Below are 21466 nucleotides of genomic sequence, written 5' to 3'. Positions count from 1 at the left end.
GGTGTTCCTTTCAGATGAAGGCGTTGATGCCGGTCTCGGCACGGCCGATGAGGAGCTTCTGGATCTGGCTGGTGCCTTCGTAGAGGGTCATCACGCGGGCGTCGCGCAGGTACTTCTGCACCGGGTACTCGTCGACGTAGCCGTAACCGCCGAAGGCCTGGATGGCAGAGTTCGTCGCGCGTACCGCCGCCTCGCTGGCGTAGTACTTCGCCTTGGAGGCGGTCACCCCGAACGGCTCGCCCCGCTCGATCAGATCGGCGGCCTTCCAGACGAGCAGCCGCGCGGCCTCGGCCTCGACGGACATGTCGGCGATCATGTCCTGGATCATCTGGAACGAGGCGAGCGGGCGGCCGAACTGCCGCCGCTGCTGGGAGTACTGCACGACCGCGTCCAGGCAGCCCTGGATGATCCCGACACAGCCGGCGCCGACGGACACACGTCCCTTGTCCAGGGAGTGCATGGCGATGGAGAAGCCCTCGCCCTCCTCGCCGAGCCGCGCCGAGGCGGGGACACGGACGTCGGTCAGGAAGATCTCGGCGGTTGCCTGGCCCCGTAGCCCCAACTTGCCCTTGATCTCCCGCCGTTCGAACCCAGGAGTGCTGGTGGGGACCAGGAACGCGGAGACGCCCTTGGGGCCGGGGCCCCCGGTGCGGGCGAAGACCAGGCACAGGTCGGCCCAGGTGCCGTTGGTGATGAAGATCTTCTGGCCGTTGAGGACGTAGTCGCCGCCGTCGCGGACCGCCCGGGCCTTGAGGTTGCCGGCGTCCGAGCCGGTGTCCGGCTCGGTGAGTCCGAAGCAGGCGAGGAGCTCACCGGTGGCGATCCCGGGCAGCCAGTACTGCTTCTGCTCCTCGGTACCGTGCGACAGGATCACTTTGCCGACCAGGCCCATGGACACCGAGACGATGCCACGGACCGAGGAGTCGGCCCGGCCGAGCTCCTCCATGCCGATGCAGTAGGTGAGGTAGTCGCCACCGAGGCCGCCGTACTCCTCAGGAATGGTCAGCCCGAAGAAGCCGATCTCGCCCAGCTTCGGAACGATGCCGATGTCGACGCTCTCCGCCCGGTCCCATGCCGCCCGGTGGGGTACGACCTCCTTGTCGAGGAACTCGCGGGCCAGCCCTTGGAAGTTCTTCTGGTCGTCGTTCAGCGCGAGGTCCATGTCAATCCTTCGATCTTGTTGCCGTGCTCGTCGTACGCGTACCAGCCCTTGCCGGCCTTCCTGCCGAGCTCACCGCGCTCGACCAGCTCCGTGACGCTGTGGCTCGGCAGGTCCTTCGGGTCACCGCTTTCCTCGTACCGCGCCTTCTTGGTGTGGTAGCCGATGTCGATCCCGGTGAGGTCCATGAGTTCGAACGGCCCCATGGGGTAGCCGAGCGCGGTGCGGCACACTGTGTCGATCGCCTGAACCGAGGCGACGCCACTCTCCAGAAGATGGATCGCCTCGTCCCGGACCGCGCCCAGGATCCTGTTGGCGACGAACCCTGGGATCTCCTTGTCCAGTACGACCGGGAGCTTGCCGAGCCGCTCCGCGAGCGCGACGGTCGCCTGGACCGTCTCGTCGGACGTCTGCGGACCCCGCACGATCTCGATGCAGCGCATCACCAGGGCCGGGTTGAAGAAGTGCATGTTGCAGATCCGGTCCGGCCTGCGGGTGGCATCGGCGATCTGCGAGGGCACGAAGCCGGAGGAGTTGGTGGCAAGGATCGTGTGCGGAGGGGTGATCCGGTCCAACTCGGCGAAGAGCTGCCGCTTGACGTCCAGCTTCTCCACCGCGGCCTCGATGACGAAGTCGGCCTTCACTGCCGGAGGGGCCAGGTCGGTGCCGAAGCTCATCCGGGCAAAGGCGGCGTCGCGCTCGGCCGTGGTGAGCCGGCCCTTCTCCACATTGCGGGCGGTACGTTCCTCAAGTTCCGCATGGGCGCGGCCCAGTGCCGCCTCGTCGGGGTCGTACACCTCGACCTCGAAACCGGCCAGCGCGCCGACCATCCCGATCTGGGCACCCATGGTCCCCGCACCGATGACGAGCACTCGTTCGATCGTCCTCATGGGCTACCTCCCCCGGAAGACGGGAGGACGCTTGGCCAGAAAGGCCTCCGTGCCCTCGCGCTTGTCGTCGCTGGTGTAGAGCAGCGCCTGGGCCAGGCGCTCGATGACCAGGCCGGTGCTCTGGTCGGCGTCCATGCCGGAGCGGATCACGAGCTTGGCCAGCCGCACCGCGAGGGGCCCCTTGCGCAGCACCTGTCCCGCCACCCGGCGAACCTCGTCCAGGAGTGCGTCGGCGGGGACCACGGAGGTCACCAGTCCGATCGCGGAGGCCTCGGCAGCGTCGACCAGGCGGCCGGTGAGGATCATCTCGACCGCCCTGCCGGTGCCCACCAGGCGGGCGAGCCGCTGGGTCCCGCCGGCACCGGGGAGCACGGACAGGTTCGTCTCCGGCAGCCCGAACCGTGCGGTGTCGGCGGCGACCCGGATGTCGCAGGCCATCGCGAGCTCACAGCCCCCGCCGAGCGCGTAGCCGTTCACGGCGGCGATCGTCGGTTTCTCGAACGCCTCGATCTCGTCGTACAGCCGCTGCATCTCCGACTCGAGCGCGGTGTGCAGGGTGTAGTCCTTCAGCTGCGTGATGTCGGCGCCGGCGATGAAGGAATGGTCCCCTGCTCCGGTGAAGACGACGGCGCCGACGGTCTCGTCGTCGCGGAGGTCCGCGAGTGCCTGGCGCAGATCGGCCTGCACTTGCCGATTGACGGCGTTGCGGACCTCCGGCCGGTTGATGGTGATCACGGCGACCCGGTCGGTGACGTCGACGGTGATCGTCTCGTGAACTCGCCCAGGCGGGCGTGCTGTTGTTGTCATGGGTCTCTCCTCACGCGGCCTCGAGGAGCAGGGAAACGCCCTGCCCCACGCCGACACACATCGTCACGACGGCACGACGGGCCTGCCGGTCCGCAAGTTCGATCGCCGCGGTCAGGGCCAGGCGGGCCCCACTGGCGCCAAGGGGGTGTCCGAGGGCGATCGCGCCCCCGTTGGGGTTCACGTGTTCCGCGTCGTCGGGCAGCCCGAGACCGCGCAGCACCGCCAACGCCTGGGAAGCGAAGGCCTCGTTGACCTCGACCAGGTCCACATCCCCGACCGTGAGGCCGGACCTGCCGAGGAGCTTGCGCGTGGCCGGGTCGGGGCCGATGCCCATGACCCGCGGCGGCACACCGACCGCGGCGGCACCGGAGATCCGGGCCAACGGCGTGAGTCCGTACCTCTCCACGGCCCGCTCCGAGGCGACCAGCACCGCAGCCGCGCCGTCGTTGACGCCCGAGGCGTTGCCGGCGGTGACGCTGCCGCCTGCCACGATCGGCTTCAGTCGGGCCAGCGCCTCGAGTGAGGTCCGGCGCGGATGTTCGTCCGTCTCGACCAGAGTCGACTCACCTCGCCTCCCGGGCACCGCCACGGGCGTGATCTCGCGCTCCAGCCGCCCCCGGGCGAGGGCTGCGGCCGCCCGTTCCTGGGAACGGAGGGCGAAGGCGTCCTGGTCCTCGCGGGAGATGCCGTAGGTGTCGGCGACGTTCTGGGCGGTCTCGGGCATCGAGTCCGTGCCGTGCTCGGCTCGCATACGGGGGTTGACGAACCGCCAGCCGATGGTGGTGTCGTGCACCTCGCTCGCCCGGGACCAGGCAGTCGGCGCCTTGGGCAGCACGAACGGGGCGCGTGTCATGTTCTCCACCCCGCCGGCGATGACCAGGTCGGCCTCGCCTGCCCGTACGGTCCGCGCGGCCAGGGCGACGGCGTCGAGGCCGGAGGCGCACAGCCGGTTCACCGTGATGCCGGGTGCCTCCACGGGGAGGCCCGCGAGCAGCCCTGCCATGCGTGCCACGTTGCGGTTGTCCTCGCCGGCCTGGTTGGCGCACCCGAGGACGACATCGTCGACGGCGTCCCAGTCGACCGCGCCGGCCTGCTTGACGAGGGCTTGGACGGCGTGCGCCGCGAGGTCGTCCGTGCGGACTGCGGCGAGGGCACCGCCGTACCGGCCGATCGGGGTACGAGTCCCCGTCACGAGGTAGGCCGTGGTCATGCGTCACCACCGATACTGTCGCGGAGTTGGAACTTCTGGATCTTGCCGCTCGGCGTTCTCGGGAACTCCGGGAGCACCACGAGCTTTTCGGGCCAGTACTGCCTGGCCACGCCCTTCTCCTTCAGGTACTGCTGCATCTCCTCGAAGGAGAAGTCGCCGGCGCCGGGTTCGAGGACGACGCAGGCACAGGCGCGTTCCTGGAGCCGCGGGTCGGGTACGCCGATGACGGCGACGGAGTCGATCTTGTCGTTCTCGTAGAGGGCGTTCTCCACGTAGACGACGGGGATGTTCTCGCCACCGCGGATGACGACGTCCTTCATCCGCCCCGAGATCTTGAGGTAGCCCCCCTCGTCGATCCGGGCCAGGTCACCGGTGTCGAACCACTCCCCGCTGAAGCCTTCACGGGTCAGTTCCAGCCTCTCGGCGTAGCCGACGAAGAGGAACGGCCCGGTCACCTGCAGGTGACCGTCGTGGTTGGCGGGAAGCTCGTTGCCGCCCGCGTCGACCACCCGGATGCGCATGCCCGGCCAGGGGCATCCGTCGGTGTCGACGATCTTCTCTTCCGGGTCACCGGGGACACCGAGCGTGACCAGGGCGTTCTCGCTCTGGCCCCAGCCACCGAGCACCACCATGTCCGGCAGCTTCTGCCGGGCCTCCCGGACGATCGCCCGCGGAATGGGCGCCCCCATGCAGCAGAAGCGTTCCAGCGACGACAGGTCCTGGCCGGCCAGGTTCGGGGCGCCGAGCAGGTCGTGCAGGAACGGTGTCGCCCCGGAGGTGTAGGTGATCCGGTGTTTCTCGACGAGTTCCACGAAGCTCCGTGCGTCCCAGACGTCCTGGAGAATGCCGGTGGCGCCGTTCTGCACCGGCAACCGGGCTCCGTAGAGGAAGCCGGTCAGGTGAGCGAGCGTGGACGCGATGTGGATCACGCTCTCATCCGTGATCCCGAGCCGCGCCGGGAGTGGGCTGTTCGCGGCGACGAGGGTGTTGTGGGTGTGCATCACTCCCTTCGGCTCGCCTGTTGTTCCGGAGGTGAAGATCAGGAGCGTCACCTCGTTCGGATCCGGCCGCAGCGTGGCGAGCTCTGCGCCGTCGCGCTGCTCTTCCCATGGCGTGGCCATGAACTCCGACCAGGGCAGGACGCCTTGCCCAGGCTTGCCGTCGACGACGAGGACGTGCTCAAGGTGTGGCCATTCCGGGCGGAGCCGCTCGACCATGGCGGGGTAGTCGAAGCCGCGGAACTCACTCGGCACGACGATGACCTTGGACTTGGCCAGGCCGACCATGAAGCTGATCTCCCGCTCGCGGTAGATCGGGATCAGCGGGTTGCTGACCGCCCCGATCCGGCTTGCCGCGAAGTGGGTGACCACCCACTCGATTCGGTTCGGGAGCTGGAAGGAGACCACGTCCCCCGGACGGACGCCGAGCTCGAGGAATCCCAGCGCGCACCGGTCGACTTCCTGCTTCAGCTCCCCGTAGGTGATCTGCCGGCGAGGGTCTGCGAAGGCGACCTTGTCGGGGGTCCGTGCGGCGACCTCGTCGAGGAAGTCGGTGATGGTGCGGTCCTGCCAGAAACCCTGCCCGGTGTAGAGGTCGATCTGGTCCTGCGTGAGGGTCGTCTCGAAGGACATCGAATCTCCTGTGTCAGCTCATGGTGAGGCCGCCGCTGACGCTGACGGTTTGTCCGGTGATGAAGTCGGCCTCGTCGGAGGCGAGGAAGGCAACGGTGTTCGCCAGGTCGCTCGGTCGGCCCAGCCGACGGAACGGGATGGCCCGGATCAGGGCGTCCCTGAGCTTGGGGTCGTCACCGCCGAGGGAGGAGAAGAGTGCCGTGTCGGTGGGTCCGGGGCACACGCAGTTGACGTTGATCTGGTAGCGAGCCATCTCGCGCGCCATCGCCTTGGTGAACGCGATCACCCCGCCCTTGGCCGCGGAGTACACCGCCTCGCCGGAGGAGCCGACCCGGCCGGCGTCCGAGCCGAGGTTGACCACGGAACCGCTCTTCGCCTCGGCCATCAGCGGCAGCACCGCCTTGCAGGTGTTGAGGACGCCGTAGAGGTTGATCTGCATCACCCGGTCCCAGTCGGCCGGGTCGGAGGCGAGGAACGGGGAGGCCTTGTCCCAGCCGGCGTTGTTGACGAGCGCGTCGACGCGGCCGAACGTCGCGACGACTTCCGCGACCATGGCGTCGACCGACTCGCGCGAGGTGACGTCGGTCCGGATGCCGACTGCGCCGTTCCCGATGCTGTCGGCGGTCTCCTTGGCGGTGGCCTCGTTGATGTCGGTGACGACCACTGTCGCGCCGCCGGCCCCGAGCCTCTCCGCGATCGCCTTGCCGATGCCCTGACCGGCACCCGTCACGACGGTGACCTTGTTGTCGAGCTGTCCCACGGTGGTTTCCCCTTCTGATGGTGGCTGGCTACGGCGCGTACGTACGGCCGAGAAGGCTGCGGGCGATGACGAGCTGGGAGACCTGCGCGGTCCCGTCCCCGATCTCGAGCCCGATGACGTCACGGAGCCGCTGCCCCAGCGGGCTCTCGGACGAGTAGCCCAGGTGCCCGAACGTGAGCAGGCACTGATGGATGACCTCGGTCGACAGCTTCGGGGCCCAGAACTTGGCCATCGCGGCCTCAGCGCTGTGCTCCAGGCCGTTGTCCTTGCGCCAGAGGGCCTCGTAGCAGACGTGCCGCGCCCCGCGGAGGTATGTGGCGTTGGCGGCCAGCGGGAAGGCGACCCCCTGGAACTTCCCGATGGGCTGGCCGAACGCCTCCCGGTCCCGTGCCCACTGGCATGCCTCCTCGAGCGAGACCTGGGCCGCGCCGAGGCAGGCGAGCCCGATGATGGCCCGGGAGTAGTCGAAACCTTGCATCACGGAGACGAACCCGGCGCCCTCTTCGCCGATCAGCCGGTCCCGGGACACGGGCAGGCCATCGAAGTGCAGCGAGGCACGGCCGATGGCGCGGCTGCCGAGGTCGTCGAACGCGGAGCGGGTGACGTACTGGTCGTCGAGGTCGACATAGAACGCGCTGACCCCGCGTGCCCCGCTGCCGCCGGTGCGAGCGAGCACGAGACCGGTGTGGGCGTTCATGCCCAGCGTGATCGAGGTCTTCTCGCCTGTCAGGCGCCATCCGTCCCCGTCCGGCTCGGCACGCAGCTCCAGCTTCGCGGCGTCGGTGCCGTGTTCCGGCTCGGTGACGCACAGCGCCGGGACGACGTCGCCCGAGGCGATCGGAGGCAGCCACTGCGCATGCTGCTCCTCGCCGGCGTTGCGCACGAGGACATCACTGATGAGGGCGGTGTTGATGATCAGGTAGGTGGCGTTGAAGTCGGCGCGGCCCACTTCCTCAGCGGCCAGCCCGGCGACCACCGCGGTCGCGTCCTCGCCGCCATGGCGCTCCGGGATCCGCAGCCCGGTGAGGCCCATGCCGGCCATCTCCTTGGCCAGAGTCGGACGCAGCCTCGCGGCCTTGTCGTCCGCCTGGTAGTGCGGAGCCAGCACCTTGGTGGCGAAGCGGCGCAGCTCCTGGCGGTACGACTCCTCGTACTCGTCGAAACGGAAGTCCACTGTCTGTTCCCTTCCGAGCGGTGGCCGCTCAGTGCCAGTCGACGTGGCGGTTGAAGTCGGGGGTCCTCTTCTCGGCGAAGGCCGCAGCGCCCTCGAGCCCCTCGGGCGAGGCAGTGAACAGGTCGAGTGCCGACATCGCGAGGTTGCTGAGACCGGCCTGGTGGTCGGTGTCGGCGTTGAACGACTGCTTGAGGAAGCGGATCGCGGTGGGGCTCTTCGGGGTGAGCTCCGCCGCCCAGGCCCGGGCCTCGTCCATAAGCCGGTCGGCCGGTACGACCGCGTTCACCAGCCCCATGTCCAAGGCGGCGTTCGCGTCGTACATGCGGCACCAGAACCAGATCTCCCGCGCCTTCTTCTCCCCCACGATGCGAGAGAGGTAGGCGGAGCCGAAGCCCGCGTCGAAGGAGCCGACCTTGGGGCCTGCCTGTCCGAACCGGGCCGTCTCGCTGGCGATGGAGACGTCGCAGAGCACCTGCAGGACGTGGCCGCCGCCGACGGCGACTCCATTCACCGCAGCGATGACCGGCTTGGGAATGTCACGGATCAGCTTGTGGAGGTTCCCGATCTCGAACATGCCGCTCTCGCTGGGGCCGTAGTCTCCGGTCTCCGCGCGCTGCTTGACATCTCCGCCCGTGCAGAAGGCCTTTTCGCCGGCGCCGGTCAGGATCACGCACCTGACGTCCTTGTCGGCCCAGGCGAGGCGGAAGGCCCTGATCATCTCCTCGACAGTCCTGGCCCGGAAGGCGTTGTAGCGCTCGGGGCGCTCGATCGTGATGATCCCGGCGGGGCCGTCCACCACGTAGCTGATGTCCTCGAAATCTGTCATCCCAGTCCCCTCGAAGGTGTAGTGAACCACCATTCATTGAATGCACATTCATTGAACGACGGTTCACCGACGAGTGTCAAGGGGGTCCCTTTGACAGCCTCAGGCAAAATGAACGAGTATTCACTGAGCCTGGAGGGACGAGCGCCGTTGACCACTGAGACAAGCCCCCGAGCGCGCGGAGAGCGCGCACGTGAGGAGCGGGTGCGCCGACGGCGCCGGGAGATCCTTCAAGCCGCGGCCCAGCTCATGGAGGAGTCGGGCTACCACGCGGTGTCGATGCAGGCCGTGGCCGAGCAGGCCGAGATCAGCGTCGGCCTCATCTACAAGTACTTCGGCAACAAGGAAGACCTGCTCCGCGCCGTGATCGTGGACATCCTCGAGGACTTCCAGGAGCGGGTGCCCGCCGCGATAGAGGAGGCCGGCGACGACCCGGTGGACCGGCTCTTCCGCGGGTTCCAGGAGTTCTGCCGCGTCATCGACGCCAAGCTCGACGCCACCGTGCTCGCATACCGGGAGAGCCAGACCCTCGACGTCGAGGGGCGCAGGCAGCTCATGGAGCTCGAGATCCGAACGGCAGCGCCGATCAAGCAGGCCGTAGCCGACGGGATCAGCCAGGGCGTCTTCCGCGACGTCGACCCCGACCTCGTCACCCACAACCTCGCGCTCGTCGCGCACGGCTGGGCGCTCAAGCACTGGAACCTCGCGGACCGGTTCACCGTGGACGAGTACGTCGAGCGCGAATTCGAGCTGCTGCTGGCCTCCGTCGTGAGGCATACGGACGTGGAGAACGCCAAGGTCAAGTGAGGTTGCGGGCGTCACGGTACGGGGGCCGGCGGTGACACTTGTCCGGTCGGCGGTCACGATCGAATTGCCGGGCCGGAGAGCCGTCCGCACCACGCACCGGGTGCCACCGGGTAAGCCGTGCGACGAGGTCTCCTCAGGTCAACGCCGGTTCGAGGAGCCGTAGTTCACCCGCGTCCGCGTCCAGCTCCGCGCGTACCCCGAGCGGCACCGTCAGCGCGCCCGTGCAGTGTCCGAAGCCGAACTGTTCCACCACCGGCACGCCCAGCGGTCCGAGGCGGTCGGCGAGCACGGCGCGGACCTCCTCGTACGGGCCGCACTCCGCCCAGGAGCCGAGGAGGACGCCCGCGACGCCGTCGAGCCAGCCGGAGCGCAGGAGTTGGGTGAGGATGCGGTCCAGGCGGTACGGCTCCTCGCCGGTGTCCTCGATGCACAGCAGGCCGCCGTGGGCCGAGGGGCGGCCGGTCGGGGTGGCCAGGTCGGCGGCGAGGAGGGCGAGGCAGCCGCCGAGGGTGACGCCGCGCGCGCGTCCGGGGACGAGCGGGGCGACGCCGGGCAGCCCCGTGATCGTCCGGGTCGACTCGGGTGCGAAGAGCGTGGCCCTGAGGTGGTCGCGGGCCCGCGCGGTGTCGAGGAAGTCGGCGGTGGCCGGCATCGGGCCGTGCAGCGTGGCGAGGCCCAGGCGTACGGCGAACGCCTCGTGCAGGGCCGTGATGTCGCTGTAGCCGACGAACACCTTGGGCCCCGCGGCGCGCAGCGCGCCCCAGTCGAGCAGGTCCACCATGCGATGGGCGCCGAAGCCGCCGCGGGCGCAGAACACGGCGGCCACGGAGGGGTCGCACCAGGCCCGCTCCAGGTCGTCGGCGCGCTGCCGGTCGGAGGCGGCGAGGTACGTCAACCGGCCGTGTCCGGTGAGGACATGGGGTGCCACGATCGGGTCCAAGTTCCAGCCGCGCAGCACGTCGAGGCCGGCCTTGAGGCGGTCCTCCGGGACAGGGCCGCTGGGCGCGACGACGGCCACCCGGTCGCCGGGGACGAGGCGGCGGGGCCGGGTCGGTTCGGGGATCGGAGCAGCGGGGCTCCCCGTCCTCATCGCTCCAGCTCCAGTCGCGGCACACCGGCGGGCTCGAAGTCGAACACCTGGGCGTACAGGGAGAGTTCGGCCTCGACGGCGCGGATCATGGTGTCCGCGCGCCGGAAGCCGTGGCCCTCGCCCGCGAAGGCGAGGTAGGCGTGCGGCACGCCCCGGCCCTTCATCAGCTCCAGGAACCGCTCGCACTGCGCGGGCGGACAGACCAGGTCGTCCAGGCCCTGGAGCAGCAGGAACGGGGCGGTGACACGGTCGGCGTGGCGGACCGGGGAGCGGTCGCGGTAGCGGGCGGGGACCTCGGCGAGGGGGCCGACAAGGGACTCCAGGTAGCGCGATTCAAAGTCGTGGGTCTCGCCGGAGGCGAACGCGGTGAGGTCGAGGACCGGGTACTTGACGGTGCCGCAGGCGTAGACGTCGGTCGTGGCGAGCGAGACCGCCGCCGTCCAGCCGCCCGCGCTGCCGCCGCGGACGGCGAGCCGGGCGGCGTCGGCGGTGCCCTCGTCGGCGAGCGCGCGGGCGACGGCGGCGCAGTCCTCGACGTCCACCACGCCCCACTGCTCGCGCAGCCGGTCGCGGTACTCCCTGCCGTACCCGCTGGACCCGCCGTAGTTGACCTCGGCGACGCCGATGCCGCGCGAGGTGAAGTAGGCGATCTCCAGGTCGAGGACGAGCGGCGCGTGGGAGGTGGGGCCGCCGTGCACCCACACCACGTAGGGCGGGAGTTCGCCGTCGGGTGCGCGGTGGGTGGGGTGGCGCGGCGGGTAGATGTGGGCGTGCACGTCGCGGCCGTCCGGGCCGTCGAAGGTGCGGATCCGGGGTTCCGGGTAGTACGCGGGGTCCACCGGGTCGGTGTGCCGGTTGCCGATGACGCGGGCGCGGCCGATGGCGGTGCACAGCTCGACGACCTCGTGGCCGGTGTGCGGCCCGGCGCCGACGCCGACGACGCGGGTGCCGCTCGCGTCCAGGGTGGGCGACCACGCGGTCCAGGGTCCGGCGGCGTCGACGACCTCGCCGGTCGCGGGGTCGAGGATGCCGAGGGCGGTGGCGCCCTTGCCGTGGACGACGGCGATCAGCCCGCCCGCGAGCGGCGCGAACCAGCGCAGGCCCACCCTCCACAGCGGCCCGGCGAACTCCTCGTCGCGGGGACAGAGTTCGAGGGGCGGGCCGGCGGGTGCGGCGCCGGGTTCCGGTACGGCGGTCCGGTACAGGTTCCACCAGCCGCTGCGGTCCGAGGCGAACAGCAGCGTGCCGTCCTCGGCCCACTCGGCCTGAGCGATCGCCTCGTCGGTGCCGCCCGCGACCGTCCGTACGTCCTGCGGGGTGCCGTCCGCGGCGAGTTCGGCGACGCGGAGTTCCGTGCCGTCCCACGGCATCCGCGGGTGGTCCCAGGCGAGCCAGGCCATGCGCCGGCCGTCGGCGGTCAGACGCGGTCCGGTGCCGAACCGGTGCGTGCCGTCGGTGAGTTCGCGCACCCGCGCGCGGTCCTCTGCCGCCGAGCCGTCGAGGGGTACGGCGGCGATGAGGCGGCGCACGTCGCCCGGTCCCTCGCCGGTGAACTCCTCCAGTACGCACCAGACTTCGCCCCGGTCGAGGAGCAGCCGCGGGTCGGCCCAGCGCAGGCCGCCGCCCACCGGGGAGGTGGGGGTGAGGGGGCGGGGGGTGGCGCCGGGGCGGTCGGGCTCGTAGGCGTAGAGCCGCTGGTCGGTGAAGTCCACGAACACGGCGAGGGGGCCGCCGTGCGGGCCGGTGGTGGCGGTCCAGGGCACTCCGCCGTACTCGATGACGCGGCTGCGGACGTTCCACGGCTCGGGCAGCAGCGACTCCTCGGTGCCGTCGGGGCGCCTGCGCATCAGGGCGCGGCGGCCGCCCTCGGTGGGGCGCGGTGCGGTCCACCAGACCTCGTCGCCGACGAACGCGAGGTGTTCCGGGGCGCCGTCGTGTGAGGCGGCGAGGGTGGCGTCGATGGGTGAATCCCATGCGCCGTGGGGTGCGGTGTCGGTCATCTTCCCCCTCTTTCTGTGGTCGTGTGCGCCGGGTTCTTTCTTCCCCACCCCGCCCCTTCCCGAAAGCCTGCGGCGCTTCGGGGGCGCTGCCCCCGGGCCCCCGCTCCTCAAACGCCGGAGGGGCTGGATTTGTCGGCCCAGCCCGCAAAATCCAGCCCGTCCGGCGTTTGAGGACGAGCCCGGAGGGCGATCGAGGGTGCCGCGGTCGGCGGTGCGGGATGTGGTCCGTGAGCCCGCGCCTAAGCTTTCCGCAGGAACCGTTCCAGGACCCGCACTCCGAAGTGCAGCGCGTCCACCGGCACCCGCTCGTCCACGCCGTGGAACAGCGCCTGGTAGTCGAAGCCGGGCGGAAGCTTCAGCGGCGAGAAGCCGTAGCCGGTGATGCCGAGGCGGGAGAACTGCTTGGCGTCCGTTCCCCCGGACATGCAGTACGGCACGACGTGCCCCTCCGGCGCGAACTCCTCGACAGCGGCCCGCATCCGGTCATACGTGGGCGAGGCGACCGGCGCTTCCAGGGCGACCTCTCGATGGTGGAACTCCCAGTCCACGGCGGGCCCGGTGAGCTGGTCGAGGGTCTCGCGGAACTCCTCCTCGCCGCCGGGCAGAAAGCGGCCGTCGACGTACGCCACGGCCTCGCCGGGGATGACGTTGACCTTGTAACCGGCCTGCAGCATCGTCGGGTTGGCGCTGCCGCGCACGGTCGGCTCGACGAGTTCCGCGGCACGGCCCAGCTTGCCGACCAGCGAGTCCACGTCGAAGTCCGGGGCGTTCACGTCCGCCTGAAGGCCGTGCAGGCGCGCGAGTTCGGCGAGAGCCGCGCGCACCGTCGGGGTGAGGCGTACGGGCCACTCGTACTGGCCGATCCTGGCGATGGCCGCGGCGAGCGCCGACACGGCGTTGGCCCGGTTGACCTTGGAGCCGTGTCCGGCGCGGCCCCGGGCGGTGAGCTTCAGCCAGCCGGTGCCGCGCTCCCCCGCCGCGATCGGGTAGAGCTGCAGGTCGGGCGCGGCGTGGAAGGTGAAGGCGCCGGACTCGCTGATGCCCTCCGTGCAGCCCTCGAAGAGGCCGGGGTGCCGGTCGGCGAGGAAGCCGGAGCCGTCGGCGGCGCTGGCCTCCTCGTCGGCGGTGAACGCGATCACGAGGTCACGGCGTGGCCGTACACCCGCGCGGGCCCAGGCGCGTACGACCGCGAGGATCATCGCGTCCATGTTCTTCATGTCGACGGCGCCCCGGCCCCAGACGACGCCGTCGCGGACCTCGCCGGAGAACGGGTCGACCTGCCAGTCGGCGGCCTCGGCGGGGACGACGTCCAGGTGGCCGTGGACGAGGAGGGCGTCGGCGGACGGGTCGGTGCCTTCGAGCCGGGCCACGACGTTGGTGCGGCCCTCGGTGCGTTCCAGGAGCGCCGGTTCGAGGCCCGCGTCCGCGAGCCGCTCGGCGGCGTACTCGGCGGCGGGGCGCTCGCGGCACTCGCCGTCGCCTCGGTTGGTGGTGTCGATCCGGATCAACTCGCTGGTGAAGCGCACCACTTCGTCCAGCGCCTGCGCGTCGAGCTCCGGAGCCTCCGGCTCGGGCCTGTCAGCCATACTGTTCCTCCACTGCGGCCGAGACGATCGTCGTGACGGCCTTGAACGTGCGGATGCCCTCGTACATCGTCTCGCTGGTGTACTTCACCTTGCGTTCCGCGTGCTGCCGTACGCCGGGCACGACGGTGGCGGACATCGCCAGGTGCGCGGCGTCGAACTCCATCTCCACCGTGAACGGCCCGCCCCGCACGGGGTCGTGGCGCACCGCCAGCGCTGCGGCCTCCTTCGCCGCGGCCCTGATGTCGGCGGCGGTACGGGCCGGGGTACGGCAGATCGCCGCGTACCGCGAGACATGGTCCTTGACGGCGACCTTCAGCGCCTCCGGCGCGTACCCGAGGGCGTCCTCGCAGGTCAGGTCGTCGCCGGTGACGAGCACGACGGGCACGCCGTACTCCGCGACCACATGGGAGTTGAGGAGTCCCTCGCTGGCGCGGACGCCGTTGATCCAGACGCCGGTGAGGGAGTTGGCGAGGTAGGTGTGCGCGAGGACGCCGTCCGCGCCCGCGCCCGTGTGGTAGCCGACGAACGCGATGCCGTCGACGGCCTGCTCGCCCTGGTGCTGCACGCCCTCGACCATGCTCAGGCTCTTGTGCTTGCCGGTGAGCATCTCGGCGCGCTCGTCGAGCTGCTCCAGGAGCAGGTTGCGCATCGACCAGTGGGCCTCGTTGATGAGCACCTCGTCGGCGCCGCCGTCGAAGAAGCCGAGCACGGCGGCGTTCACGTCGGAGGTGAACATCGCGCGGCAGCGTTCCCACTGCGGGGTGCCCGGCAGGACGTCGGCGGGCCAGGTGACGCCCGTCGCGCCTTCCATGTCGGCACTGATGAGGATCTTCATGTGCGCTAGCTCCGTCCACCGCGACTCGTCTGACCGCCCTAGTCTTTCCCCTCCCCGCCCCTTCCCGGAAGTGTCCGATATGCGGCTGACGCCGCGTGGCTGCGGCGCTTCGGGGGCCAGCCCCCGGCCCCCTCCCCAAACTCTCGGCTTCGCCGCGGGGCGCGACGGACAGCGACAAGTCCCTCAACTCAAGCTCCGCGCCTGTACGCCCGCAACCGGAGAAATCACCGGGGAATTGCGGGGTCATCGGCGCCGGATTCCGCTGCGGGAAGCCGTCCGGAGTGCTTCGGGAAGCGCTCGGGAAGCACCCGGGAAGCACTCCGGAGCCCGCTCCGATTCGTGGCCGCCGACCGGGCGTGGCAGGCTCGAATTCCCCTGGTACGGATCGCGCTCAGGAGGCACTTCGGATGGCAGTCCCCCGGATTCTGATCGTCGGCGGCGGCTTCGCGGGTATGGAGTGCGCGCACAAACTGGAACGGGTGCTGCGGCCCGGCGAGGCGCGGATCCGGATGGTCACGCCCCTCGCCCACCAGCTGTATCTGCCGCTGCTTCCGCAGGTCGCCTCCGGCGTACTGACGACGCAGTCGGTCGCCGTGCCGCTGCGGCGCATGCTGCGGCGCACCGGCATCGTGCCCGGCGGGGCCGTGGGCGTGGACACCGCGGCGAAGGCGGTCGTCGTCCGGCTGATCACCGGGGAGACCACGGTGGAGCGGTACGACCACCTCGTCCTGACCCCCGGCAGCGTGACCCGGCAGTTCGACATCCCGGGGCTCGACCGGTACGCGGTCGGCGTGAAGACGCTGGCGGAGGCGGCGTGGATCCGCGATCACGTGATCTCGCAGCTCGACCTGGCCGCGGCGAGCAGCGACCCCGCCGAGCGGGCGGCGCGGCTGCAGTTCGTGGTGGTGGGCGGCGGGTACGCGGGCACCGAGACCGCGGCCTGTCTGCAGCGGCTGACCTCGGCGGCGGTACAGCGCTATCCGGGGCTCGACCCGGCCTGGATCAGATGGCATCTCGTCGACATCGCACCGAAGTTGATGCCCGAGCTCGGCGACCGGCTCGGCGAGAAGGCGCTGGACATCCTGCGCCGGCGCGGCCTGCACGTATCGCTCGGGGTGTCCGTGGCGAAGGCCACCGAGGACACCGTGACGCTCACGGACGGGCGGATGCTGCCCTGCCGCACCCTGATCTGGACGGCGGGCGTCGCGGCGAGCCCGCTGGTGCGGACCCTCGACGCGGAGACGAGCCGGGGCCGCCTGGTCGTCGGCGCCGACCTGACCGTGCCGGGCGTCGACGGGGTGTTCGCGCTCGGCGACGCCGCGGCCGTACCGGACCTCGCCAAGGGCGGCGACGCGATCTGCCCGCCGACCGCGCAGCACGCGATGCGGCAGGGCTGGGTGGCCGCGGGCAATGTGGCGGCCGTGCTGCGCGGCGGGCGGCCGGTCCCGTACCGGCACAAGGATCTGGGGCTCGTCGTGGACCTCGGTGGCTGGCAGGCGGTGTCGAAGCCGCTCGGCGTCCAACTCGCTGGCCTGCCCGCCCAGTTGGTGGCGCGCGGCTATCACCTGGCGGCCCTTCGCACTCTCACGGCGCGCTTCCGCACGGGTGCCAACTGGGCGCTGAACGCGGTGGCGGGCGACGATTTCGTCCGGATCGGCTTCCAGGCGGGGCGTCCGGCGACGCTGCAGGACTTCGAGAAGACGGATATGTATCTGGGGCGGGACGAGATGCGGGAGATCCTCGGCCGCGAGGCGTCCGGAATTGCGTCGGCGGGTTGACGCAATTACGTCGGCGAGTGACCGAGGGCTGATAAACGGCGCTTATCAGCCCATCGAAAGTCCCTCTTTGACATGCCCTCCGAGCTGGGCGGAAGCTTTTTCCCGACCGTACGCATCAGGGGAAGCCGTACGCATCAGGGGAAGAGGCAGAGCCGAAAAATGGGCAGCATCGAGGATCCGGTCGACGACCTGTTGGTCACTCCGCCGAAGTCGTGGGCGACGGGCATGCCGGCGGTCACGCACGCGCTGGAGTACTCGCTGTCGCAGACCTCCCCGCGCAGGACCGCGCTCACGTTGCTGAACATCAATCAGGCCAAGGGGATCGACTGCCCGGGCTGCGCCTGGCCCGAACCGCCCGCGGGCAAGCGGCACTTGAACGAGTACTGCGAGAACGGCGCCAAGCACATCAACGACGAGGCGACGTCGCGGCGTGTGACGCGGGAGTTCTTCCGTGAGCACTCGATCGCCGAGCTCGACGGCAAGTCGGACTACTGGCTGAACCAGCAGGGCCGCCTGACCGAGCCGATGGTGAAGCGGCCCGGCGCCACGCACTACGAGCCGATCGCCTGGGACGAGGCGTTCGGGACCCTCGCCCGGGAGTTGAAAGGCCTCGACTCCCCCGACGAAGCGCTGTTCTACGTGTCCGGGCGGCTGAACAACGAGGCCGCGTTCCTGCTGCAGCTGTTCGCTCGGGCGTACGGGACGAACAACCTGCCGGACTGTTCCAACATGTGCCACGAGTCCAGCGGTTCCGCGCTCGGCGAGACGCTCGGCATCGGCAAGGGCAGCGTCTCCCTGGACGACATCCACCACAGCGACCTGGTGTTCGTCGTCGGCCAGAACCCGGGCACCAACCATCCGCGGATGCTGACCGCCCTGGAGGAGACGAAGCGGAACGGCGGTCAGGTCGTCGCCGTGAACACGCTGCCCGAGGCGGGGCTCATGCGGTTCAAGAATCCGCAGAAGGCGCGCGGCGTCATAGGCCGGGGCACGGAGCTGGCCGACCAGTTCCTGCACATCCGGGCCGGCGGCGACCTGGCGCTGTTCCAGGCCCTGAACCGCATGCTGGTGGAGGCCGACGACGCGGCGCCCGGCTCGGTCCTCGACCACGCGTTCATCGACGCCCACACCTCCGGCTTCGCCGACTTCGCCGAGCAGTCCCGCAAGGTGTCCTGGGACGACGTCCTCGCCGCGACCGGACTGCCCCGCGAGGAGATCGACGCGCTCTTCGACCGGGTGCTCGGCGCGCGGAAGATCATCGTGTGCTGGGCGATGGGCGTCACGCAGCACAAGCACGGCGTGCCCACCATCCGCGAGATCGTCAACTTCCTTCTGGCGCGCGGCAACATCGGCCGTCCCGGCGCGGGTGTGTGTCCCGTACGCGGACACAGCAATGTGCAGGGCGACCGCACCATGGGCGTGTGGGAGCGGATGCCGCAGTCGTTCCTGGACGCCCTGGAGCGGGAGTTCGGGTTCACGCCGCCCGCGCACCACGGCCTCGACGCGGTCGACGGGATCCGCGCCATGCACGAGGGCCGCGCCAAGGTGTTCCTCGGTGTCGCCGGGAACTTCGTGCGCGCCACGCCCGACAGTGCCGTGACGGAGGAGGCGATGCGCGGCTGCCGCCTCACCGCGCACGTCTCCACCAAGCTCAACCGCTCGCACACCGTCTGCGGCGACACGGCGCTGATCCTGCCCACGCTCGGTCGCAGCGACCGCGACATCCAGGGCGGTGTCGAGCAGTTCATCACCGTCGAGGACTCGATGAGCGACGTGCACGCCTCGCGCGGCAAGCTGCCGCCCGCCTCGCCGGACCTGCTGAGCGAGGTGGCGATCGTGGCCCGCCTGGCCCGCGCCACGCTGGGCGACGAACCCGCCCTGCCCTGGGAGGAGTTCGAGCGGGACTACGGCACGATCCGGGACCGTATCGCGCGTGTCGTGCCCGGCTTCGAGGACTTCAACGCACGCGTCTCGGTGCCCGGCGGGTTCACGCTGCCCAACCCCGTGAACGCGTACGAGTTCCGCACCGCGAGCGGCAAGGCCCAGTTCACCTGCAACGACTTCACGATGCCCGACATACCCGCGGGCCATCTGCTGCTGCAGACCCTGCGCTCGCACGACCAGTGGAACACCGTCTGGTACGCCCCCAACGACCGCTACCGGGGCATCCACAACGCCCGCCGCGTCGTCCTCGTCAGCCCCGAGGATCTGGCCGAACTCGGCCTGGAGGACCGGCAGTTGGTGGACCTCGTCAGTGTCTGGCACGACGGCCGGGAGCGCCGCGCCGAGGGCTTCCGCACCGTCTCGTACCCGACGAGCCGCGGCTCCGCCGCCGCGTACTACCCGGAGACCAACGTCCTGGTGCCCCTCGACAGCGTCGCCGACATCAGCAACTGCCCCACCTCCAAGGGCGTTCTCGTACGACTGGAACGCACGGGTGCGGCACGGACGGCTGCCGCCATCGGCTCGGACGAGGGGAGCCCGGCATGGGGCGCGTGACGGCGCGCAAGCCCGTGCTGCGCATCCGGGACGGTCAGTGCACCACCCGCCCCGACACCCTCACCGTCGAGGAACCGATGGAACTCCGCGTCGGCGGGCGGCCGTTGACCGTCACCATGCGCACCCCGGGGCACGACTTCGACCTCGCCGCCGGGTTCCTCGTCGGCGAGGGTGTGGTGCGGCGCGCCGAGGAGATCGCCGGGATCCGGTACTGCGCGGGCGCGACGGGTGGGGGCACCTCCCGCTCGAGCGGAGCCGAGAGTGGGGGAGGCGGCAACACGTACAACATCGTGGACGTCGTCCTCGCCCCCGGTGTGGCCGCGCCGGACGCCTCCCTGGAGCGGAACTTCTACACCACGTCGTCCTGCGGCCTGTGCGGCAAGGCCAGCCTCGACGCCGTCCGTACGCAGACGACCTGGCCCGTCGCCGACGACCCGCTGCGCATCGGCCCCGACACGCTGGCCACGCTGCCCGAGCAACTGCGTGCCGCCCAGCGGGTGTTCGACCGTACGGGCGGTCTGCACGCGGCCGCGCTGTTCACGTCGGGCGGGGAGCTGATCTGCCTGCGCGAGGACGTCGGGCGGCACAACGCCGTCGACAAGGCGATCGGGCACGCCCTGCGCGGCGGGCTGCTGCCGTTGCGGGACACCGTTCTGATGGTCAGCGGGCGTGCCTCGTTCGAGCTGGTGCAGAAGGCGGTGATGGCGGGGATCCCGATGCTCGCCGCCGTCTCCGCGCCCTCGTCGCTCGCCGTGGACCTGGCCGACGACGCGGGCCTCACCCTCGTCGGCTTCCTGCGCGGCACGTCCATGAACGTGTACACGCACCCCGAACGCCTCGCGCCGTTGCCGGTCGCCCCGTAAGTCCGGTAAACCCGAATCGTGCTCCTGCGCCAGCTCGAATACCTCCTCGTCCGGTCCCGGGAGCGGCACTTCGCCCGTGCCGCCCAGGCCTGCTACGTCTCCCAGCCCGCCCCCTCCGAAGCGATCCGCAAGCTGGAGGAGGAGCTCGACGTCCCGCTCGTCCGGCGTGGCCGGAGGTACTAGGTCGTGTCCGTAAAGTCCCGTCGTCCGCCCGGAGGGCGGGCCCGGCGGCGTCATGGGGGTCCCCCCTGCTCTGGGGGCACCTCCCAGCGGTAGCTGGGGGAGGGAGATTGAAGACAGGACCTAGCCCGCGCGCTCACGGACGTCGCCCGGCGCGCGGATGTCACGGCTGCGCTGGAGCGGGTGCCGAGCGGGGCTGGTCCGCAGTAGGCCTCCGGCCCAGGGGCCCTCAGACCGGGGTGCCCAGGTGGTGGCGCAGGGTCTGGTCGAGGGCGCCGTGCAGGTCCACCTCGCGCGCCGTCTCGACCAGTGCGCGGGCCAGCATCGACTCGGGGTCCCGGTCGGCGAGGACGAGGCCGACGTGGCAGGAGCGGGTGGGGCGCGGCAGCGGGAGGACGCGGGCGCCGTCCGGGACGCCGTAGTTGTGCAGCCAGGCGTGCGGGATGACGCTGGAGAGCCGCATGGACGTGATGTGCGCGTAGATCGCCGAGACGGTGTCGGTCTCCACGACCGGGCTGACCAGGGCCCCGGCCTCGGCGAAGCAGGCGTCGAGGATGCGGCGGTTCTGCATCACCGGCGTCAGCATGCAGAGCGGCGCGAGCGCGGCCTCGTCCCAGCCGAGGGCGTCCCGTCCGCCGAACTGCCCGTCGGCCGGCGTCAGGAAGACGTACCGCTCCCGGTACAGCGGCACGACCCGCACCTTGCCGAGCGGCTCCCCGTCGACGTACGTCATTCCGGCGTCGATGTCGAAGTCGTTGAGGCGGCTGACGATCTCCCGCGACGACATCGACTCCAGCGAGAACCGCACCCGCTCGTGCCGCTCCCGCAGGGGCGCGGTCAGCAGCGACGCGACGGTGAGCGCCGTCGGGACCGCGCCGATCCGCAGCACTCCGGAGAGCCCGCCGCGCATGCTGGCCAGCGCGTGCCGCAGCGCGCCCTCGTCGGCGAGCATGCGGTGCGCCCACTGCAGCACCTGCTTGCCCTCGGGCGTGAACCCCTCGAAGCGCTGGCCTCGCTGGACTATCTGCACGCCGAGCTCGGCCTCGAGCTTGCGGATGCCCGCGGAGAGCGCGGGCTGCGAGACATGACAGACCTCCGCCGCGCGCCCGAAATGCCCTTCTCGTGACAGGGCACTCAGGTACTCCAACTGGCGCAACAGCATGCAGACATGGATACGCGAAACAAAGCCGCAGGTAAAGGCGGTGTTCGACGCTCGGACTCGGGCCGAGACTCGGGCTGAGAATCGGGCCGAGAATCGGGCCGAGACGACGGCCGGGCCACGGGCCGAGACGACGGCCGGGCCACGGGCTTCCACCGTCTGCAGACATCAAGGATGAAGCGGGCATACTGCCGCGCATGCAGCCACAGGACGCG

17 protein-coding genes and 1 pseudogene are annotated in these 21466 nt (G+C 70.6%); 5 read left to right on the top strand and 13 right to left on the bottom strand.

Annotated features, from left to right (window positions below; translation table 11 throughout):
* Positions 1 to 10: 10 nt before the first annotated feature.
* Genes RCO28_RS24650 through RCO28_RS24615 form a run of 8 tightly spaced genes read right to left on the bottom strand, consistent with a single transcriptional unit; the run spans position 11 to position 8457 of the window.
* Positions 11 to 1162, bottom strand: coding sequence for an acyl-CoA dehydrogenase family protein (locus RCO28_RS24650; RefSeq protein ID WP_308943431.1), 1152 nt, complete (start codon positions 1160 to 1162; stop codon positions 11 to 13).
* Complete coding sequence (locus tag RCO28_RS24645) at positions 1147 to 2049, bottom strand: 3-hydroxyacyl-CoA dehydrogenase family protein (RefSeq protein ID WP_308943430.1); 903 nt, start codon at positions 2047 to 2049, stop codon at positions 1147 to 1149. The genes RCO28_RS24650 and RCO28_RS24645 overlap by 16 nt, the downstream gene beginning before the upstream one ends.
* A 3-nt stretch (positions 2050 to 2052) precedes the next feature.
* The gene (locus RCO28_RS24640) at positions 2053 to 2856 is read right to left on the bottom strand and encodes an enoyl-CoA hydratase-related protein (protein ID WP_308943429.1); all 804 of its coding nucleotides are present in this window, start codon (positions 2854 to 2856) and stop codon (positions 2053 to 2055) included.
* Positions 2857 to 2866: 10 nt separating this feature from the next.
* Positions 2867 to 4066 (bottom strand): 3-oxoadipyl-CoA thiolase, encoded by a 1200-nt coding sequence (pcaF, locus tag RCO28_RS24635; protein WP_308943428.1) that lies wholly within the window; start codon positions 4064 to 4066, stop codon positions 2867 to 2869.
* Positions 4063 to 5697, bottom strand: a complete 1635-nt coding sequence (locus RCO28_RS24630; protein ID WP_308943427.1) for an AMP-binding protein — start codon at positions 5695 to 5697, stop codon at positions 4063 to 4065. Before RCO28_RS24630 ends, pcaF begins: the two co-directional genes overlap by 4 nt.
* A gap of 13 nt (positions 5698 to 5710) precedes the next feature.
* Positions 5711 to 6457, bottom strand: coding sequence for a 3-oxoacyl-ACP reductase family protein (locus RCO28_RS24625; RefSeq protein WP_308943426.1), 747 nt, complete (start codon positions 6455 to 6457; stop codon positions 5711 to 5713).
* Positions 6458 to 6485: 28 nt separating this feature from the next.
* Positions 6486 to 7631 (bottom strand): acyl-CoA dehydrogenase family protein, encoded by a 1146-nt coding sequence (locus RCO28_RS24620; RefSeq protein WP_308943425.1) that lies wholly within the window; start codon positions 7629 to 7631, stop codon positions 6486 to 6488.
* Positions 7632 to 7659: 28 nt separating this feature from the next.
* Entirely contained in the window at positions 7660 to 8457 is a 798-nt protein-coding gene (locus RCO28_RS24615) for an enoyl-CoA hydratase-related protein (RefSeq protein WP_308943424.1), read from the bottom strand.
* A 201-nt stretch (positions 8458 to 8658) separates the two neighbouring features.
* On the opposite strand from RCO28_RS24615, the gene RCO28_RS24610 reads away from it, so the two are divergent.
* Positions 8659 to 9261, top strand: a complete 603-nt coding sequence (locus tag RCO28_RS24610; RefSeq protein ID WP_308943423.1) for a TetR/AcrR family transcriptional regulator — start codon at positions 8659 to 8661, stop codon at positions 9259 to 9261.
* A gap of 133 nt (positions 9262 to 9394) precedes the next feature.
* Here RCO28_RS24610 and RCO28_RS24605 read toward each other — a convergent pair whose 3' ends face one another.
* From RCO28_RS24605 to RCO28_RS24590, 4 genes are all read right to left on the bottom strand, one after another.
* Positions 9395 to 10351: an LD-carboxypeptidase gene (locus RCO28_RS24605; protein ID WP_308943422.1), complete on the bottom strand. Its 957-nt coding sequence runs from the start codon at positions 10349 to 10351 to the stop codon at positions 9395 to 9397.
* The gene (locus RCO28_RS24600) at positions 10348 to 12351 is read right to left on the bottom strand and encodes a prolyl oligopeptidase family serine peptidase (RefSeq protein WP_308943421.1); all 2004 of its coding nucleotides are present in this window, start codon (positions 12349 to 12351) and stop codon (positions 10348 to 10350) included. Before RCO28_RS24600 ends, RCO28_RS24605 begins: the two co-directional genes overlap by 4 nt.
* Before the next feature lie 239 nt (positions 12352 to 12590).
* Positions 12591 to 13937 (bottom strand): M20/M25/M40 family metallo-hydrolase, encoded by a 1347-nt coding sequence (locus tag RCO28_RS24595; RefSeq protein ID WP_308943420.1) that lies wholly within the window; start codon positions 13935 to 13937, stop codon positions 12591 to 12593.
* A complete protein-coding gene (locus RCO28_RS24590; protein ID WP_308943419.1) occupies positions 13930 to 14772 on the bottom strand; it encodes a M55 family metallopeptidase in 843 nt (280 codons plus the stop codon). Before RCO28_RS24590 ends, RCO28_RS24595 begins: the two co-directional genes overlap by 8 nt.
* Before the next feature lie 407 nt (positions 14773 to 15179).
* Between RCO28_RS24590 and RCO28_RS24585 the strand changes: the two genes are divergently transcribed.
* The 4 genes and pseudogenes from RCO28_RS24585 to RCO28_RS24570 form a co-directional block, all read left to right on the top strand.
* Entirely contained in the window at positions 15180 to 16550 is a 1371-nt protein-coding gene (locus RCO28_RS24585; protein ID WP_308943418.1) for an NAD(P)/FAD-dependent oxidoreductase, read from the top strand.
* 159 nt (positions 16551 to 16709) lie between these two features.
* Entirely contained in the window at positions 16710 to 19049 is a 2340-nt protein-coding gene (locus RCO28_RS24580) for an FdhF/YdeP family oxidoreductase (RefSeq protein WP_308943417.1), read from the top strand.
* A complete protein-coding gene (fdhD, locus tag RCO28_RS24575; protein ID WP_308943416.1) occupies positions 19037 to 19912 on the top strand; it encodes a formate dehydrogenase accessory sulfurtransferase FdhD in 876 nt (291 codons plus the stop codon). Before RCO28_RS24580 ends, fdhD begins: the two co-directional genes overlap by 13 nt.
* A gap of 18 nt (positions 19913 to 19930) precedes the next feature.
* Positions 19931 to 20092 (top strand): annotated as a pseudogene (locus tag RCO28_RS24570) (LysR family transcriptional regulator); the annotation flags it as partial.
* A gap of 229 nt (positions 20093 to 20321) precedes the next feature.
* On the opposite strand, the gene RCO28_RS24565 reads toward RCO28_RS24570, so the two are convergent.
* Positions 20322 to 21254 (bottom strand): LysR family transcriptional regulator, encoded by a 933-nt coding sequence (locus tag RCO28_RS24565; protein WP_308943415.1) that lies wholly within the window; start codon positions 21252 to 21254, stop codon positions 20322 to 20324.
* Between the last annotated feature and the right edge of the window lie 212 nt (positions 21255 to 21466).

The organism is Streptomyces sp. LHD-70 (assembly GCF_031157275.1).
Lineage (GTDB): Bacteria > Actinomycetota > Actinomycetes > Streptomycetales > Streptomycetaceae > Streptomyces.
This window is presented reverse-complemented; position numbering and strand designations above follow the sequence as displayed.